This is a genomic window from Pseudomonas sp. PP3 (assembly GCF_905336995.1).
Taxonomy (GTDB): domain Bacteria; phylum Pseudomonadota; class Gammaproteobacteria; order Pseudomonadales; family Pseudomonadaceae; genus Aquipseudomonas; species Aquipseudomonas reinekei.
Map to the genome: position 1 here is coordinate 4802865 of NZ_HG995459.1, position 20807 is coordinate 4823671.

Below are 20807 nucleotides of genomic sequence, written 5' to 3' on the forward strand. Positions count from 1 at the left end.
AGGGGAGGCAGATCTACGGACTGCCTCCCCTCGCCTATTATGTGTTGAAAAATCCTGCATTAACCTCAGGAAATGATCAAAAAAATTCGACATGGAGCTTCTGGCACGGATGAGCTGGGCTGAGCATTAACCACTCAGTAAATCAATGGAAATGAAAAACGCACTCAAAGAACATGATGTGGGCAGGCTTGTTCTTATCCATTGTCATGCTTAGCGGTTGTGGAGAGGACTACAACGGTATGTATCGGTCAATGGACGGAATTATCGGCCCCATGATCGTACTTTCGATAGATGGAAGTGAAGCCAAAGCGATAAGAATCGACCCCTTTCGCAAACTCATCCTGAATGAAGACAAATTTAGCGTTAAAGAAAAAGACGGAAAACTTTTTTAACTAATGTCAAAGGTAAAACATTCGTCTTTGCTCGTGCCTTGGATGAAAAAAATCTGGACTGCTTTAACTGTGGACTGGGCAGCGGCCTTCCCAATACGTGGCAGTTCTTCACCTTGCCAAAATAGCGCTCCCCAACTGACATCCAATTGAAAGACAAGTTAAAAGGAGACTTACGTTGAAATTAGCGAATTTCGTTTTAATTGCTTTTTTTACTACATGCATTGTGAACGCAAGCGAAGCAACTTTCGACGCGGATGGTGCCTATAAATATCGATCCTATGCTCCCCTTATGGACATGACTTTGCTGATCAAAGGAAACGGCGCTCATCTCATTGAAAGCTCGTCAACTGGGATTCGAGAGACAGATTTCGAGGTCGAGTACCCTGAGGGCAAAAAATATCTCTATTTGAATGATGCGCAGGGACAGCACTTCGCAAGTTTTGCCGAAGCAAAACCCATGTACCACGCCCTGCTCAGCTCAGGGTGGGGAAAGATGCCAAACGTGATTGGCCAAGGACTATGGTCAAAGGGGGTTGTTGTCGGCCAAGCAGAGGATTGCTGCGGAGAGAATGGTCCGAAGGATGGGGTATACGAAGCAACTGGATACAACCTTGACCATTTCGTACTGAAAATTGGGAAAGAAGGAAATGGTTCAATGATTTGGTCAAGCGCCGATCGCGAGAAGTTCGTCATTTTCGAAGGACGTCGAAAAAGCTCCTCACTAATCTGGACCGAGGTTTACACCGAAAACAACGTCAGAAAATACGGACAAACGTTGGCATTTGACGGGACCGATCCAAAAAAATTGACCTGTATCGACTGCACCCTGCAAGGTCGAAAATTACCGCAAACATGGGTATATCAACAGTCCTTTGGGAACTGATGCACTTCTGACAGGCTCATAAATTACTGCTTGTCAGTCCCCCTCTAAATGGACCAACCTACCCTCATAAGGGGAAGGTTGGCAGCTCGAACCTGCCCTGGGACACCATATAATCCGGGCCTCTCAAGACTTTTACCTGGCAGATCAGTTTAGCGGTGACAGCAGGGTGGCAGCAGTAGGCAAATGAAAGCCCCGCCGGGCAATGCTCAAGCGGTTTTTTTTATTCCAAACACTTTCGCGGCGAAGATTACCCATCTACCAATATGGTGGGTGTGAGCCCGCACGAGGCCGGGACCCTGGTGCGGAACAACTCGCCTCCTTCAATCCACGTATGGGTCGATTTTTTTACGCGTTACAGCAGCTGATCGGTCTGGAAGAAGTCGATTTTTGCCTGTCGCGACCGGCTGAAACCGACCCATAGTAGACAGTGACGCTGAGCCAGCCACTGGTACGTACCTGGGCGCAAGCGTATTGTTCGATGCGCTTTACCTCTCTTGGAAATCTTCAAAACCAAGAATAATGGCCTTTTAATACGGCTGACTTGCATCCAGAAGTTCGTACAGCTTCTTGAAAATCCGAGGAAAAGTCCTACGCTCAATCTGTCCAATGGTGGGCTTGTGTATCAACGGATTGGTTCACCGCGTAGTCAGAGGGCCTCACTATGCAAGAGTCAGGGCGTACTTTTTCTGCTTCCCATCTGCGCCCTCAGCGCCAGTCCCTTGCACTTGAGCCACGGATTCTGTTCGACGGCGCGGCAGCATCGGCAGCCACTGATCAGCATCACAGTGACCCTGCTGCTACCACCCCTGCCCCCGCTGAACCCGCCGTCCCTCACGCCACCCCGACCGAAGGTCATCCGGCTACCGAGCAAGCGCCTTCGGCTGCACGCACCCTGCTGGTACTCGATAGCCGAATCGAAAACCGCGATCAACTGCTCGCCCAGTTACCCGATAACGTCACGGCCATCGTGGTGAATGCCGGTGAAGATGGCTTGGCGGCGATTTCAGCAGCGCTGGCGCAGTTGGGTAAAGTGGATTCGATTCAGGTCATGTCCCACGGCGCCTCCGGGCAGTTCACCCTGGGCAATCGCACGATCACCTCTGACAACGTCGATCAGTTGAGCCAGATCCTCGAACAATGGCGTAACAATCTGACCCAAGGCTCGGATATCCTGCTCTACGGTTGCGATATCGGTGCCGGGTTGGCAGGCAAAACCCTGGTCACCGAGCTGGCGCGCTGGACCGGCGCCGATGTGGCCGCCTCCAGCAATGACACCGGCAGCACCAAGGCAGGCGGTGACTGGGCGCTGGAAACCAGGGTTGGCGATATCGACAAGGCCATCGCCCTCAGTAGCGCAGCAATGGCCAATTTCGATGGTTTACTGGCCGATGCCGCGCCCACCGTTAGTTTGCCCACCGCTGGCAGTGACGTTTTGTTGGGCGATCGCTTCACGTTTACCGTGAATTTCAGCAATACCTCGACCCAGACAGGCTTTGCACCGTTCATCAATCTGGCGTTACCCGCTACCGGCAAGGACGGCGACGACGGGGTCAACTTCATCTCCGCCAGCTATCTGGGCAACAACCTGATCAGCCATGTTGTGACATTTGACGCCAATGGCAACGCCACCCATCCTCTGGCCAAAGACGCCAATGGCAATTTCCTGATCATCAACGCCTCGACGTACGGCATGCGGGCCGGCGATAAACTCGTGGTGATCGAACTACCTTTCGCCAGCGTCACCAATCAACAGCCAGTGGTGCCAGTGCAGATCACAGCCAGCCTGAGCAATCTGGCCGACACCAACTTTTCCAATGGCAGCCCTGACCTGACCATCCGCGCCAGTGGTGGCTTCCAGTTCGGCAACGATGCGCTGGACAACCCGACCAACGACCCCAGCCTGATCGAAGCCGGCACCGCAGCGTTTGTGGTGCATCCGACCGTCATCACCTTCAACGAAACACTAAGCACGCCTGAAGGTGAAACCGCCACCGGGCCCAACTTTGGCCGTACGCTCACCGTGTCTGTAACCTCGGCGCCCGGTCAGACGCTTTCCAATGTGATCGTTACCCAGCCATTGCCGGACAACATCCAGGTCACCGCCATCACCCCCGGTGCCGGTGGCCGATTGACCTCGATCACCCTGCACGACGGCACGGTGGTGACCAATGCCGCGCAAATAGCCGTGTTGATCGCCGCCGATGACGTGTACATCAACTCCTTTACCGTGGTGTACGACAGCCTCACCGGCAAGACCGATACCGTGGTGGCGTTCTATGTACCGGAAGTCGACGCCAATGGCCTGCCGATCATCAACCCGGTCACCGGCGACGCGGTGACCATCACCCTCGGGGCGCCAAGTGCGTCCGGCCAATGGGTGCCGCTCGACCCGAGGGACGTCACCGCACCAAACACCACCATCGACTTCAGCGGCACCGGCGTCACTACGGAATTCATCGCAAAATCGATCACGCTGATCAAAACCGCGACTTTGCAGACCGACATCGGACACGCCGGCATTACGCCTGGCGACACCCTGCAATACACCCTGAACCTGGCGATTTCCGACTACTTTGCCTTCGGCAAGGACTTCTTCAATGAAGGCCAGTTGATCGTGCGCGACCAACTCAGTGACGGCCAGACCCTCACCGGCACACCGACCCTGACCGTCACCATCAACGGCGTTACCCAAACCATTACGCTGGTCACCACCGTGGTCACCAACGCCGACGGCAGCACCTCAATGGCGTTCGATATCGCCCAGTCACTGCGCAATGCATTTTCCAACATCCGCGGCTGGCTCAATGGCGACCTGGCGTTCGATGACACACTGCAAGGCGCAGTGCTGGCGGTGCTTAGCTATTCGGCCGTTGTCGGCCAAACCTACAAACCGCCTTCGGGCAACCCGCATCCGGACATCAACGAAGGTGATGAGCTGGGCAACACGGCCATCGTCGACGGCACCCTGCTGCTGGATTTCTTCAACCTCACAGGCGAGAGTGAAACCGACAACTCAGCGACCACTAGCGTGATTCCCACCAGCAACGTCGATATCAATCTGGTGGAAGTCAACAACGGTACGCCGCCAGCCAGCGGTGAATTGCGCCCCGGCGATGAGGTGACTTTCGAACTCAGCTACGACCTGGTCACGGGCGACTACGAACAATTCAAACTGACTGCCTATCTGCCACTGCCTTTGTTCGATGTCACCGGCGTGACCTGGGCCAATGGCAGCGATGTCGGGCAGTGGGAGCTTGGCCCCGGCAACACCAATGCCGGTGGCGTGGTGAGCGTCTTCAGCGGCCCGGGCAACTCGCTGGTGTTCGATTTCGGCAGTTTCGCCACGGCTGCCACCACCGGCAGTCGCATCGTCATCCGCTTTACCGTACGGGTTGGCGACCAACCGTTTGGTGACCAACGCTCGCTGGATGTGTTGGCGCAATCGAGCCAGCAAACCACCCTCACCGACCGCACGCTGATTTCATCCGACGTGGTCGCCATTGTCTCCGTGGCCGAACCGGTGCTGAACATCAAGCATGGCGTGGTATCCGGCTCCAACGGCACTGTCAGCAACACCACCGGCAGCTGGAACCCTCCAGGCACCAGCGGCGTGCCGTTCAACGGCAGCGTCACCGACCTTGCCGCCGTGGACGGCAACATCATCAACATCGACGGCGGCGACAGCCTGCGGCTGGTCACGGCGATTGAAAACACTGGCGGCGGCGGAGCCTACGATGTCAGCACCAGCATCACCCTGCCCTCCGGCCTGAGCTTCGTTGGCGGCAGCCTGGCGGCGGCGAACCTGCAGATTTATCGTGGCGACGGAACGTTGCTGGTGCTGGGCACCGATTACAGCGTGACCGGCAACCAGATCACCTTCCTCGATGCCGGTGGTCAAGCGACCCTCCTCGCCGGGCGCAGCGGCACCACCGCCGACAACAGCGGCGCCAATGTGGTGGTCATCAGTTACGACGTGGTAGTCAGCGCCACGATCGAAGCCAGCCGCACCCTGCAATCCACCGCGACCTTGAGTAACTACGCCAGCGTCAACGGCGGCACCGATTTCACACCGGTCGACCTGACCGACCTGGCCAACCAGCAAGTCGCGGCGCCCGTCATCACTAAAGTCTTTGCCGACGGCACGCTGGACAACGGCGACTCCAGTGCCACTCACACCACCGGTAGCGACCTGGTGGTCGGCGAAAGCATGCGCTACGACATCGTGGTCACCCTGCCGGAAGGCACCACACAGACTCTGCGCATCGATGATCTGATCCCGCCGGGCATGCGTCTGGACACAACGTTCAATAACGGGCTGGGTTATCAGATCATCACCACCACCGCAGACAGTGGCGCGTTGACCGCCAACTTTGCCGGCAGCGTTCTGATCAGCGGTTTCACCGGTGTCGGCGGCACGGTAGGCGCCGATGGCGTAGATGCGCGCTGGACATTCAGTGTGTCCAGCGTCTCGGCCGACAATCAGACCGGCAACAACACGTTCGTGATTCGCCTGCAACTGGTGGCCAACAACGTCATCAGCAACCAGGCCAATGTCTCGCTGCAAAACAACGCGCAATTGACCTTCAGCGACCCGGACAGCGACACCCCCAACGGCAACGTTGCAGTGGATCGCAATGTCGGCGTCAGCGGTGGCCTGCCCACGGTAATCGTGCGTGAACCGACCTTGCAGGTCACTCAGGTGCTGACCTCCACCTCCGGCCTGGGAGGCTATGACCAGGGCGACACCGTCAGCTTCACCATCACCATCAGCAACGGCAGTGGCGGCAGCGACTTCAACGCCTTCGACATCACGTTCCTCGACAACCTGCCGAGCCAACTCAGTGGTCTGACGCTGACGGGTGTGCTGTACCAGAATGGCGCCACCAACAATGGCGGCGTGGATTTCGAGCTGGTCGGTGGCCAGTTGCGTACCGTCAACGGTGCCAACATCGACATCGCCAAGGGCGGCAGCATTGTCCTGAGCATTACCGGCGTGGTGAATGCCACGGCGGCCTCGCAGTCCAATTTCGCCAACGTGGCGAACGTGCAATGGACCAGTCTGGATGGAACACAGGCAGGCGAACGTACCGGTGTCGATGGCCAGCTCAACGGCGGCACCCTCAACGATTACCGCAATTTTTCGACCCTGATCGTGCCGGTGGCTCAAGCCATTCAGATCTCCCGGGTTGGCGGGTTGCCGGACACAACGGCCCCAGCCCCGACCACAGCGCCTGTGGAGCAGGTGACCGTGGGTGAAGTCATCCGTTATCGGGTCGTGGTACTGGTGCCCGAAGGCAATAACCCCAACTATCAGATCCAGATCACCCTGGCCAACGGCTTGCAGTTCATCTCCCCGGACGCACTGGTCAATGCCTTGCGCATCGCGTTCATTTCCAATGGCGGGTTGACCAGCGACGCCAACCTGATAGTCGGCGGCACCCTCAATGTCGACGGCAACGAAAACAGCCCTGAAGCCTTGCCGATTACCGCTGACCTTTCGGGACTGGCGCCCAACGGCGTGTTCGATCCGAGTCGCCTGACCATCGTGACCAATCCCGATGGCACGCAGACCGTGACTTTCAATCTTGGCAACGTGGTCAATGGCAACGGTAACGATGATGACCTGGAAGGCATCTCCATCGAGTTCAACGTGCGGGTCACCAACGTGGCCAGCAACATTGCCGGTGCGCAGCTTGGCGTCTCGGCTCTGGAAATCGTCAACGGCGCCGGTCGCGCGAGCAGCAATACGATTGTCGAAAACATTGTTGAACCGAGCTTCAGTGGCCTGGATAAAACCATTGTGGCCTTCGACCCGAACCCGAGCGGCACCACTGGCAGCGCCACGGTGCAACTGAGTTTTACCCAGAACGGTGGCTTGCCGGCGTTCGACGCGCAAATCAGTGACAGCTTCGCCGGTGGCAGCAATTACACGTTGGTCAGCGTAACCATAAATGGCACGACTTTCGGCCCAGGCAACTTGCCCGCAGGGGTCAGCTTCAGCACCACGGGCGGGGTGAGCGTCAACTTCGATCAGCTGGATGTCGGTGCGCAGATCCAAGTGCGCTATCAAGTCACCTTGCCCAATGCCTCGATCGTCGCCAGCAGCAATGCGACCCTGACCTGGAGCAGCCTGCCCGAGGATTTCACCAGTTGGGGCGGCAACAGCGTCGGCACCGATGGCGCCGTCGACGGTGAACGTACGGGCAGCACCGTCGGACCGAACCAGTACATCCTGCGCGACAACGCCGGACTCGGCGTTATCAGCGGCACCTTGTGGAACGACACCGCTTCGCCGACGGCCAGTGCGACACCCGACGGAGCCGGCCTGGCCGGACAAACCGTGACCCTGACCTGGGCCGGCGCCGACGGAGTGCTGAGCACCACTGCCGACAACCTGATATTTACCACGGTCACCGACGCCAACGGCCAATACCATTTTGGCGTGCTGCCGCTGGGCGTGTTCCGTATCGATGTGCCGGCCGGTCTGGTCAGTTTCCCGCAACCGGTGGGCGATTTGCGCGTGAGGGTCGACAGCGATGCCGGCACCCTTGGTCAGGTCACCATCACCCTCGGCGACGCTGACACGCAAGCGGCCAATGCCGGTTACGTCGAACAGAACGACGCACCGGTCAACACCCTCCCCGGCACCCAGCAAGGTCAGGAAGACGTCGTGCTGAACATCGGCGGCATCAGCGTCGCCGATGTGGATGCCGACCGCGATCCGAACGTCAATGACCGCGCTGTCAGCATCATTTTGAGTGTGACCCACGGCACGCTGTTCCTTGACGCCACGGTGCCCGGCGTCACCGTCAGTGGCGCGAACACCGCCAACCTGACCCTGACCGGCAACCTCGCCGACATCAATACCGCTTTGGCCAGCCTGCGTTATCTGGGCAACGCAAACTTTAATGGCACCGACACATTGACCGTCCTCAGCAACGACCGAGGCAACTACGGTGATGCCGATGGCGACGGCTTACCCGGTACGGCAGCAGACGCACTGACCGACACCGACACCTTGCAAATCATCCTCGAAGCGGTGAATGACACGCCGGTCGCGGTCGCCGACAGCGCCACGGCGGTCGAGGCTGGCGGCACCAACAACACCGCCATCGGCGTCGACCCACGGGGCAACGTGCTGACCAACGACACCGACGTGGACATCGCCACCAATGCCGACCAATTGCATGTCGTGTCGGTGGGAACGACGGGGTCCGGCATCCAGACCCCGGTCGTCGGCGTGCTGGTGATCTCCGGGCAATATGGGCAATTGCTGATCGGCAGCAATGGTTCCTATGAGTACGTGGTCGATAACAACAACCCGTTGGTACAGGCTTTGCGTCTGGCGGGCCAGACTCTGACCGATCGCTTTGACTACGTGGTCGGCGACCTTGAGGGCGCCACCTCCTCCGCTACCTTGACGGTGACGATCCAGGGCGCCAACGACACGCCTCAAGGCGTGGATGACAACGGTGTTGCCATAGAGGCCGGGGGCGTCGCCAACGGCACACCGGGCAGCGACGCCCCCGGCAACGTATTGACCAACGACACCGATGTAGACAGTGTTGCCAATGGCGAAACCAAGACCCTCACCGGCATTCGCCCCGTGGCGGAGGCCGGCACCGCGCCGTTTACTCCGGTTGCCGGCGCCACTGTAGTGACCGGGCTCTACGGCACCCTCACCATCAATCCCAATGGCTCTTATACCTACGTAATTGATAACAACAACGTCACGGTGCAACGCCTGAGTGCCGGGGAGCAATTGATCGAGTTCTTCAGCTACCGGGTCACCGATACCGGCGGGCTGGATGATGTCGCGCAATTGCGCATCGTGGTTCAGGGCGCCAATGACAACCCGGTGGCCAGCGACGACGCCGCCTCGGCGCAAGCCGCCTCCACCAATGGCACCGCCTCGGAAAGCAATCCGACCGGCAACGTCGTTCAGTTCCCGAGTCGTCCCGGCCCGATCACCCAGCCTGGCGGCAACGGTGTCGACCAGGACGTAGACGCCGCCGATCAGCCAAGCAGCCAGTTGCTGGTCAATGGCGTGATCAACAAAAGCGAGGCCGCGTACAACCCGGCTGTCGACGTCCTCAGTGGTGTCGCCACGGGTACGACTTCAGCCAACGGCACGCTGGTGGTCGGTCTGTACGGCACGCTGCGCATCGGCGCCGACGGTTCGTTCTTCTACGATGTCGACAGCACCAACGCTGCCGTCCAGGCACTGGCCCCAGGGCAGACCCTGACAGAATTCTTCACCTACCGGATCACCGATACCAAAGGGCTGACCGACACCGCGCAACTGGTGATCACCGTCCACGGCGTCAACGATCCACCCGTGGCGCAGAATGTGATTGCCGTCGCCACCGAAAAAGGTGGCATCAACAACGGCACGGCCGGTGTCGATCCTTCCGGCGATGTCACCGCCAATGCGACTGACCCCGATGGCGACCCGCTGACCGTGACCCTGATCAAGACGGGAGCCATTGGCGATCCCGGTACGCCGGTCGCGGTCAACGTCGGCGGTACGGTGGTTGTCGGTTTATACGGGACACTGACGATTTTTCCTGACGGCAGCTATTCCTACGCGGTCGACAACAACAATCCCGATGTTCAGGCTCTACGCCGCAGCACGGATTTGTTGTTGGAACGCTTCACTTTCACCATCAGCGATCAGGTCAACCCAACGCCGGAAATCGACTCGGCGGAAATCATCGTCCTGATCCGCGGCCAAAACGACAACCCGGTCGCCGCCGACGATGCCGCCACCGCCATCGAAGCGGGCGGTTTGAACAACAATCAGCCTGGCCAGGACCCCGTCGGCAACGTATTGACCAACGACAACGATGTCGACGGTGGCGAGGTGCCCGGCGACCTGCCCGCTCGTGATTACGGCGAAACCCGTGCCGTGTCGTCGGTTCGTACCGGCACTGAAGCCGGCAGCGGCACCGCCGGCACCTTGGGCAGCGAATTGCGCGGCACCTATGGCTGGCTGACCATGAACGCCGACGGCAGCTATAGCTACCGGCTCGACAACAGCATGGCTGCGGTCCAGGCCTTGCGCGTCGGCAACACGCTGATCGACAGCTTCAGCTACTCGGTAATCGACGCTGCCGCAGCCACCGACATCGCCACGCTGAACATCACCATCGAGGGCCGCAACGACACGCCGGTCGCGCAAAACGACGTCAACACTGCGATCGAGGCCGGTGGCCTGGGTAACGCCACACCGGGGCTCAACCCCAGCGGGAACGTGCTGACCAACGACAGCGACGTCGATGGCAATGGCGAAACGCTCAGCGTGATCGGGGTAAATCAAGGCGCTTCGGTCGGCGTCATCGGCAGCGGTTTCGCCGGTGCTTTCGGCACACTCACCCTCGGTGCCGACGGCAACTACACCTACGTGGTCAATAACAACAACCCGCAAGTCCAGGCCCTGCGCACCAATGCGGATGTGCTGTCCGAAACCTTCACCTACCAGATCCGCGACCTCGCCGGCGCCACCAGTACCGCCACGCTGACCATCACCCTTCGCGGCGCCAACGACAACCCGCTGGCGGTCGATGACAGCACGGTAGCCGTGGAGGCTGGCGGCACGGCCAACGGCACACCGGGCGTGAATCCCAGCGGCAACGTGTTGACCAACGACACCGACGTCGATGCCAGTGACAGCAAGACCGTCACCGATATCCGTACCGGCAGCGAAGCCGCTGGCGGCACGTTTACCACCCTCGGCACGGCCCAGACCCTCGCTGGTTTGTACGGCACCCTGACCATCAACGCCAATGGCACTTACAGTTACGTGGTCAACAACAACCTCGCCGCCGTGCAGGCACTCAAGGTCGGCGATTCGCTGGTGGAAACCTTTACCTACCGGATGCGCGACACCGTGGGTGCCACCGACATCGCACAACTGAGCATCCGCATCGATGGTGCCTGGGATGCGCCAGTGGCCACCAACGATACGGTCATCGCAGTCGCCGATGACGGCTCCGGAAACGGCGTCAACCCGAGCAGCAATGTCTTGCCCAACGACACCGATGTCGATCAGGGCGACAGCCTGCAAGTTACCGGTATCCGATCCGGTACCGAAGCGGCAGGCGGTACGCTCAGCGGTGTGACGACGGGCACAAACAACAGCAACGGTACCTTGATCAACGGGCTCTACGGACAATTGATCATCGGTACCGACGGGACCTTCACCTACAACCTCGACTCCAATAACCCGACCGTCCTGGCTCTGGGGCCGCTGCAGTTCCTCAACGAACGGTTCACCTATCAGGTCGCCGACCGTGGCGGGCAAAACGATCTGGCGGAGATCCACATCATCATCCGCGGGCGCAACACGGCGCCGATCCCTGCTCCCGATACGGCGACGGCTGTCGAGGCCGGCGGGATCAACAACAGTCAGGCGGGCATCGACCCTGGCGGCAACGTGCTGGATAACGACACCGACAACGAAGGCGACGCCCTGCACATCATCGGAATTCGTACGGGCGGTGTGGCTGACACCGGCACGGTCGGTTCCGTGGGCACGGCGTTGCGCGGGCTTTATGGTGATCTCGTCATCAATGCCGATGGCAGCTACACCTACACCGTCGATAACAGCCTCGCCGTGGTGCAGGCCCTGCGTCAGAGCGGCCAGACCCTCAACGAAGTGTTCAGCTACACCGTGGTCGATTTCTGGGGCGCCACCAGCCTCGCCGAGTTAAACATCACCGTCGATGGCCGCAATGACACACCTGCCGCCCAGGACGACGGCTCGACTGCACTCGAAGCCGGCGGCGTCGCCAACGGCACACCGGGCACCAATGCCACCGGCAATGTGCTGACCAACGATAACGACGTCGACAGCGTGGCCAATGGCGAAAGCAAACAGGTCTTGAGTGTCACCAGCGAAAACGGTCAGTCCAGTGGTGCCGGGCAAGTGCTGGTCGGACGTTACGGGCAACTGGTGCTCAACGCCGATGGCAGCTACACCTACCTGATCGACAACAGCAACCCGACGGTTCAAGCCTTGCGCACTGCTGGTGAAACGCTCAGCGAAACCTTCACCTACCGCATGGCCGATACGGCGGGTGCGACTTCCGATGCGCGTTTGACTGTGGTCATTCAGGGCGCCAACGATGCTCCGGTGGCGCAAAACGACAGCGTCACAGCCAGCGACCAGACACCCGCACCGCAAGCTACCGGCAACGTGCTGCCCAATGACGGCGATTTGGATACCAACGACAACCTGCAAGTGGTGGCGGTGCGTACCGGTGCCGAAAATGGTTCCGGCACGACAGGCGTGATTGGCCAGCCCATCATCGGTCTCTACGGCACCCTGGTGCTCAACGCCGATGGCAGCTTCACTTACACCATCGACCAGAACAATCCGCAGGTGTTGGCAGCGGCCGGCCTGGGCCTGGTTCTGCAGGACGTGTTCACTTACACCATCAATGACCTCAACGGCGCCAGCGACCAGGCTGAACTGGTGATTAACCTGGACATCGCCACACCGTTTATTCCGGCGCCGCAAGGCAACTTCTTCGACCGCGATCCGAACAACCGCAACGGTAACCTGCTGCTGCCCGACCCGCTTCCGGCCATCTTCGTGACGCCCGTGGTCGAGCGTGCCGCGCAGGTCAATGAACTCTCGACCTGGGGCGTCGATGGCAGCAATTTGCGACTGGCAGCCGTCGGCGAATTCAACAGCGAATCGCTGGGCAACGGGTTGGGCGTGGTGCCTGGACAGTTCGTCGCCCAGGCAGTACGCGAGAGCCGGGTCGAAAGCGACCTTGATTTGCTGTGGATCCTGGGTCGCCAGGGCCGTACCAGCCTGACGGCCGATGGCCTGTTGAGTGACCCGTCGCTGTTTGCCACCGACGCTGCGGACATGATCCGTGGCCCGGCACAGACTCAAGCAAGCCCCGAGCAGCGTCCGGCGCCACGGGGTTTCAGCGCCCAGTTGCGCAATGCCGCCGAACGCCTGCGACCAGGCGGACGGGGAAACTGAAGTGCTCGACCCGAATAATTTCCAAGAATACAAAGGACTGAACATGCGGAAAAACGCGACCAGGTTTCTCAGTACCGCCCTCGCCTCTGCTGTGCTGCTCAGCGCTTGCTCATCGCTGGAGCCCAAGCCCTCCACCGACGAAGAAAACCGTCAGCGCATCATTGCCGACCAGTCACGCATGTATTCCGGCCAGGAACCTGTCACCGCGCCGATCACCTTTTACGAAGCCGCCGCCCGGGCATTAAAGTACAACCTCGACTATCGACTCAAACTGATGGAAAGCGCGCTGGCGTCGGATCTGCGTGACGTGTCCAGCCATGAAATGCTGCCACGACTGGTCGCCTCGGCTGGGTATGCCGGGCGCAACAATGACTCCGGCGGCACGTCGATCGGCATCGAAGACCGCCAGGTCAGCTTGCGGCCATCGACCTCCGAAGAGCGCTATCGCGAACTGTATGGCCTGGGCCTGAGCTGGAGCCTGCTGGATTTCGGCGTGGCTTATTATCGCACGCAGCAAAAGTCCGATCAGATCCTGATGGCCGAAGAGCGGCGACGCAAAGTCGCGCAAAACGTTCTGCAAGACGTGCGCAACGCCTACTGGCGTGCACTCGGTGCGCAACGGCTTATGCCGGAAGTGGACAAGCTGTTGATGCGTACCCACACCGCACTGACCTCTGCCCGGGAAGCTGAGCAACGCGGCCTGTTGCCACGTCAGGAAATACTCGCCTACCAACGCGCGTTGCTGGATTCGATCTATTTGCTGACCGTGCGCCGCCAGGACCTGGAATTTGCCCAGGCCGAACTCGCCGCGCTGATGTCGCTGCCACCGGGTTCGAAAATGGTCCTGGCCGACATGCCTGATCCGCCGTTGCCGGAAGTGCAGCAAAGCATGGCGCAGCTGGAACAGCTATCCATGGAACATCGCCCGGAAATCATGGAGGAGTGGTATCGCAAACGGGTCAACCAGAAAGACCTGGACATCGCCAAGGCGCAGCTATGGCCGAACGTCAGCGTGGATTTTGGCTACAAGTACGATTCCAACAAATACCTCTACAACAGCGACTGGATGGGCACCGGTCTGCAAGTGTCGATGAACCTGTTGCGCTTGCTGCAATTACCGTCACTCAACGCGGCGGAGAAATCCCAGAACGAAACCGACGATACCCGGCGCGTAGCGCTGTCCATGGCGATCCTGACTCAGGTACGGGTCGGTACGCTACGTTATCAATTGGCGCGTCAGGAAGTTGCGTTCGCAGAGGACAGTCTGCGGGTCGATCGCAGCCTGCTCGATTACGCCCAGGCCGCAAAAACCGGGGCCTTGGGTTCAGAACTGGAAGTGATTCGCTCCGAAGGTCGCTTCCTGCTGTCGCGTTACCAGCGTGAAGCGGCGTTCTCCAGTGCTCAGGCCGCATGGGGACGCTTGTACAACTCCGTGGGCCTGGACGTCCTGCCGACTGAAATCTCGAAACACGACATCAAGACCCTGTCCCGGGAAATCCAGCGCACATTGAACGAACAAGAACAACAACGTCTGCTCATCACTCAGCAAGGAATGCCGAATGCGCAAAACCGCCCTTGAGTCCCGTGTAGGGGCCCTGTTGTTGGCCTGTCTGATCCTGTCCGTCAATGCCGATGACACGCCATCGGCCCCGTCGCTGGAAAGCGCCAGCGCCATTCGCGTCCTGCTTGCCGCTGAACTGGAAACCACTTTATCGAGCCAGATGAGCGGGACCCTGGGTGAACTGAAAACCGGTTTTGGCGAGCAGGTGAAAAAAGCCGAGGTTCTGGCCCGATTCAACTGCAACGAAGCCGAGGCCCGGAGCAAAGTGGCCGTCGCCGAACTGGCCATGGCCAGACAGAACCTGGAGGCGAAAAAACAGCTGCGTCAGCTCAATGCCGTCGGCGATATCGAGGTCTCGATGGCCAACACCGAAGTTCAGAAAGCCGACGGTGCCCGCGCCATGGGCGTCTCTCAGAGTGGCTACTGCCAGGTCCTTGCACCGTTTTCCGGGCGGGTAGCCAAGGTGTACGTCAAACCGTACCAGACCGTCACGGCCGGTACGCCGTTGTTCGATCTGGTCAGTGACGGCGCCTTGAAGGTGCGCCTGAACGTTCCGTCCAACCTGCTGAAATCCCTCAAGCCGGGCTTGCCGTTGCAGGTAAGCATTTATGAAACCGGCAAAACCTACCCGGCCCACGTCAGCGCGATCAATTCACGGGTCGATGCGGTGGCCCAGACTGTCGAGCTGGAAGCGCAGCTCGATGAAAAATTCCCTGACCTCATGGCCGGCATGAGCGGCACGGCACGTTTCAACCAGGACAATGCCCAGCAGACCAATGCTAAGCAAAACAGTCTCCAGCCATGACGATGAACGAGCCCCTGCCCCACCCTCACCTGCTGCTCGAACTCGACGCCCTGCGTGACAAGGCGATGGCGGCCGACTCGCTGAATGCTCTGGCGTTCAGCATGGCCAATGATTTGTATCCGTTGCTCGCCTTCCATCAGGCGCTGGTATTTGCCCAGCGTGAATCGTCCCTGGAACTGTTGAACGTGTCCGGCCTGTCCCGGCCCAGCGAAGACTCGCCGTATCTGGTGTGGCTACGGCGTGCCAGTCGTTGGGTCACTACACAGATACCCGATGGCGAGCCGGTCTGGCTGACCCAGGACAGCAGCAATCCGCCGGCGGATATTGCCGAAGGCTGGGGTGAATGGTGGCCGTCAGGATTGTGGTGCGTACCGGTGCAAGACCGAGACGAGCAGCGACTGGGGATACTGGTCCTGTTGCTGGATCAGGAACCGCCTGCCGTTTTGTGGCAGCACCTCAAAGGTCTGGTCAACACCTGGGGCTACTGCTGGATGGCATTGACCCGGCGTCGGCGTTTCAATCGCTGGCGTCTCAATCGCAGACAATTGTTGCTCGGCATGTTGGTATTGGGCGCCCTGCTTTTGCTGCCGGTTCGGCAAACTGCATTGGCGCCCACGGAAATCGTCTCCCGTCAGGCGCAGATCATCAGTTCGCCCATCGACGGGGTGATCGAAAAAATTCAGGTCCGCCCCAATCAACCTGTAGACGCCGGTACGCCATTGTTCTCGCTGGACGAAACCACTCTGCGCAGCCGCGCCGAAGTGCTGGGCAAGGAAGTCGCCGTGGCTGATGCCGAATTACAGGCTGCCAGCCAACGGGCCTTTGACAACCCGCAAAGCAAAAGCGAACTGACCCTGCTTGAGGGCCGAGCCCAGCAACGCCGAGCCGAACTGGCGGCGGTGCAGGCCCAGCTCAAACGCACCAAAGTGCTGGCGCCACGGGGCGGTGTCGCGGTGTTCAGCGATCCCAATGACTGGTTGGGCAAACCGGTGGTCACCGGCGAACGCATCATGCAGGTAGCCGACCCGACTCAACCGGCGATGCTGATTCAGCTGGCCGTCGCCGATGCCATCGCCCTGGAACCGGGCGCCGAAGTGACGTTGTTCCTCACTGCGTACCCGCTGACCCCGCTCAAGGGCAAGATCCTCGAAACCAGTTACCAGGCGCGCCCCAGCGATGAAGGCGTGGTCGCTTATCGCCTGCTGGCGAGTATCGACGGCACACCGGAGCATGCACGCCTCGGCCTGCACGGCACCGCCAAACTCTATGGCGGGCGAGTGATGCTCGGTTACTACTTGCTGCGCCGACCACTGGCGACGCTGCGGGCGTGGAGTGGCTGGTGATGCTTGATCCGGCCGACCTGCCCCTGCCACCGCTGCGTGAGGATCTGCGTCTGAGCGAGGCCGCCCACGGCAGCAACGGTGAACCGGCCTGGGTCATTCAGGACACGGTGATCAACCGTTTCTACCGCATCGGCTGGCTGGAGTTCGAGTGCCTGCTGCGCTGGGGTCAATCACCCCGGCAAATCAGCCAGCAGATCGCCGAACGCACCGCGCTCAAACCGGATGTCGAACAGATCCTCGACTTCCGCCAGTTCCTCGAACAGCACCAGTTACTCCGAGCCGGTCCAGCCGCAATGGCGCGGCTCCAGGCCAAAGGTGAAGAAGGCAGTTGGCTGAGCTGGCGCTGGTGGTTGCACCATTACCTGTTTTTCCGCATACCGCTGCTGCGCCCGCAACAGCCGCTGCAACATCTGGCCCGAGCGCTGGGCTGGCTGTTTCACCCGCTCACCGGGCTGTTGGTGTTTTGCCTGAGTTTGATCGGGGTGATTCTGGTCTTGCAACAATGGGACACCTTTACCCACGCCGTGGTTGAGTCGTTCTCCACTGAAGGCCTTTTTAGCTTTGCTCTGGCGCTGATCGTCGCCAAAACCCTGCATGAACTCGGACATGCGCTGGTCGCGACGCGCCTGGGATTACGAGTCGGGCACATGGGTATCGCGTTCGTGGTGCTGTGGCCGATGCTCTACACCGATACCGGCGAGAGTTGGAAGCTCAGTCGTTCACGGCAACGCCTGGCGATTGCTTCAGCCGGGATCGTCACCGAACTGTCCCTGGCCGGGCTCTCGACCCTGGGTTGGGCCTTGTGCGATCCGGGTGCACTGCGCAATGCCCTGCTCTATCTGGCGACCACCAGCTGGTTGCTGTCATTGGCGCTCAACGCCAGTCCGTTTATGCGTTTTGACGGTTACTTCATCCTTTCGGATTTGCTGGACTTCCCCAACCTGCATGAACGCGCCTCCGCATTGGCGCGGGTTACGCTGCGACGCAATCTGTTGGGTTTACAGGAAGACTGGCCAGAGTCATTCCCAACCGGTCAGCGTCGACTGCTGGTGACGTTCGCGATCATCACCTGGCTGTATCGGCTGGTGCTGTTTCTCGGGATCGCATTGGCGGTCTACCTGTTCTTCTTCAAATTGCTGGGGATCATCCTGTTCATGGTCGAACTCTCCTGGTTTATCGCCATGCCGGTGGTGCGCGAATTGAATCACTGGTGGCAACACCGCGCAGCCGTTCCGGGGCGGCGCAAAATGCTGTTCTACACAGTGTTGGCGGTGATTCTGGCGGGACTGGCGATTCCCTGGCGAACGCAAATCGATGCGGTCGGTGTGGCCCGCGCCGAACATCAGCTGCGGGTCTATGCGCCCTACCCGGCACGCTTGCAATCGATCCACGCCGATGGTCCCGTCAACGCCGGGGAAACCCTGATCGTCCTCGACGAGCCCGACATCGCCTCGCGCGTGCTCAGCAGCGAAGCCAATGCCCGCAGTTATGAAGCGCGTTTGTCCGGATTGTTGGCCGATCCCGGTGGCCTGGCGGAAGACGCGGTTACCCGCCAACGCCTGAACGTGCAATTCGAAGAAGCCCGGGCGGCGCGCTCGGAAATCGCCCGGCTCAACCTGCAAACGCCATTTGCCGGGTTATGGCTGGACGTCAATCCCGACTGGAAGCCTGGCCAATGGGTGGGCCGTCAGGAATCTCTGGGGATGTTGATCGATCCGCGCAGCTGGCAAGTGGATGCCTATGTTGCCCAGGACCAGGTGCACCGCATGGCCACCGGCGATCGCGTGCGGTTCTACCCCGACGGCCAGACTACCCCGCTCAGCGGTCACGTCTTGCAGATCGGCAGCACCCGCGCCAGCCAGCTCTCGCACCGTATGTTGGCATCACGCTTCGGCGGCCCAATACCGATTACCACAGCAGAACACGCAGTGGTGCCAAGCACGGCGCTGTTTCAGGTACTGATCCAACTGGACGAACCGCTGCCAAGCCTGAGGGAAACCCGAGGGCATCTGAAAATCGAGGGTGAGCGGCGTAGTTTGCTGGCCGATGGTGCGACGCATTTGCTGGCGGTGTTCATGCGCGAGAGTGGTTTCTGATGGCGCGGCGCTCCGACAGTTGACCGTGCTCCCACTTACCCCGCCACCACAAAAATGATAATCGGCCCACACACCGCCAGCAGCACATTGGAAATCGCATAACACACGGTAAAGCCAATCACCGGCGTGTTGCTGCCGGATTGCTCAATGATCTTGTTCATCGATGCGGCTTCGGTCTGTGCACCCGCCAGGGCGCCGAACAGGATCATCGGGTGCAGGCGCAGCACGTAGCGGCCGAAGTACAGCGCCACCAGCGGCGGCAAGATGGTTACCACGGCGCCGGATAGCAGCAACGCCAGACCTTGTTCTTTCATGGCCGCGAATGCCGCCGGTCCGGCCAGCAGGCCGACCACAGCACCGAACGCAGTCAAGCCAAATTCGGAGAACGCCCATTGCGCGGCCGGTGGCAATGCGCCGATTTCCGGGTGCCGTGAGTTGTACCAACCGATCACCAGTGCGGCGACCAGCACACCGCCACCAATACCAAGCTCCACCGGGATCATGCCGATGTGCGTAGACAGCAACCCCAACAATGAGCCCAGCACCATCCCCAGCGTGTGCACGGCGATATCGCTTTTGTAGTTGTTTTCACGAATCCGTCCCAGGCGTTTGGCCAGGGCCTCGACGCTGGCGGTGCGGCCGGTCAGGGTCAGCACGTCGCCCCGGCGCAGCACGGTATTGGGCAGCAGCGGCAGTTCGTAGCCCTGGCGGGTGATGGTGTTGATGAAGCAGCCTAGGCGCCGGGTATTTTCCAGGCGGGATTTGGCCTGTTTGATTGTCTTGCCGGCGAACTCCGGCGAGGTCAGGACGAGGTCGACCTGACGGGTCGGAAACGACAGCGATTCAATATGATCGATTTCCGGCCCCACCCACTGCGAGAGTGGGCCGACCGCTTCGCGCAAGGCGTAGACGCCAATGATGTCGCCGGCCTTGAGGGTGAACCCTTCATCGCGTTCGATGATTTGGCCGGCGCGCACCACCCGCTCAACCGTCAGCGACTCGTGCTGGCTTTCAAGTTCAGTAATCTGCAAGCCGTCCGCAGGCCCATTGGCCGCCACCTGATGCGCCCGCACGACAATGCGCGTGTACGGCACGGTGATCGCCTCTTCTTCCTTGGCAATCCCCAACTCAAGCTCCAGTTCCCGGGCCGACGCCTTGAGATCAACCCCCAGCAATTTCGGGGCAATGCTGCCGACAAAGACAATCAAGCCGATGGTGCCGAACAGGTAGGTAATCGCGTAGGCAATTGCCATATGGCTATTGAGTTCGGCTTTGGCAGCGGTGTCGATCGCCAGTTGATTGATCGCACTGGTGGCGGTGCCCATGATCGCCGTGTCGGTCAGCGCCCCGGCGCCAAGGCCAGCGGTGAAGCCGGCGTCAAAGTCGAAGATCGCGTTCATCAGCAAAATCGAACCCAGCGCCGTCGCGCACAACACTACCGACAACAGCACCAGTTTCAGCGTGCCACGATTGAGGCTGCCGAAAAACTCCGGCCCGCTCTTGAAACCGACCGCGTAGATGAACATCACAAAAAACACTGACTTCAATCCGGTCGGCACTTCCAGGCCGATCTGACCGATCAGCAGCCCCATCAACAACGCCCCGGCGACCGAGCCGAGATGAAAGCTGCCAATGTGGATGCGGCCCACGAACACGCCCAGCGCAATGGCCAGGAACACCGCAATTTCTGGGTCGGTCCGCAAGGCATGGAGCAGAAACTCGAGCATGG

The 20807-nt window shown here is 60.0% G+C and carries 7 protein-coding genes; 6 read left to right on the plus strand and 1 reads right to left on the minus strand.

Annotation, left to right across the window (positions count from 1 at the left end):
- The first annotated feature begins 567 nt into the window (after positions 1-567).
- The 6 genes from KHO07_RS21925 to KHO07_RS21950 all read left to right on the plus strand — a co-directional run bounded on the left by KHO07_RS21925 (position 568) and on the right by KHO07_RS21950 (position 19078).
- On the plus strand, positions 568-1275 hold the full coding sequence (locus KHO07_RS21925; protein WP_212625519.1) for a hypothetical protein: 708 nt from the start codon (positions 568-570) through the stop codon (positions 1273-1275).
- A gap of 661 nt (positions 1276-1936) precedes the next feature.
- The gene (locus KHO07_RS21930) at positions 1937-13273 is read left to right on the plus strand and encodes a VCBS domain-containing protein (protein WP_212625520.1); all 11337 of its coding nucleotides are present in this window, start codon (positions 1937-1939) and stop codon (positions 13271-13273) included.
- A gap of 43 nt (positions 13274-13316) precedes the next feature.
- Positions 13317-14852: a TolC family protein gene (locus tag KHO07_RS21935; RefSeq protein WP_212625521.1), complete on the plus strand. Its 1536-nt coding sequence runs from the start codon at positions 13317-13319 to the stop codon at positions 14850-14852.
- Positions 14833-15639 carry an efflux RND transporter periplasmic adaptor subunit gene (locus KHO07_RS21940; protein ID WP_212625522.1) on the plus strand — a complete coding sequence of 269 codons (807 nt, stop codon included), beginning with the start codon at positions 14833-14835 and terminating at the stop codon, positions 15637-15639. Before KHO07_RS21935 ends, KHO07_RS21940 begins: the two co-directional genes overlap by 20 nt.
- Entirely contained in the window at positions 15636-16982 is a 1347-nt protein-coding gene (locus tag KHO07_RS21945; protein WP_212625523.1) for an HlyD family secretion protein, read from the plus strand. Before KHO07_RS21940 ends, KHO07_RS21945 begins: the two co-directional genes overlap by 4 nt.
- On the plus strand, positions 16982-19078 hold the full coding sequence (locus tag KHO07_RS21950; protein WP_212627675.1) for an HlyD family efflux transporter periplasmic adaptor subunit: 2097 nt from the start codon (positions 16982-16984) through the stop codon (positions 19076-19078). Before KHO07_RS21945 ends, KHO07_RS21950 begins: the two co-directional genes overlap by 1 nt.
- 35 nt (positions 19079-19113) lie before the next feature.
- Here the strand turns inward: KHO07_RS21950 and aspT are convergent, their stop codons facing one another.
- A complete protein-coding gene (gene aspT, locus KHO07_RS21955; RefSeq protein WP_212625524.1) occupies positions 19114-20805 on the minus strand; it encodes an aspartate-alanine antiporter in 1692 nt (563 codons plus the stop codon).
- Positions 20806-20807 lie beyond the last annotated feature (2 nt).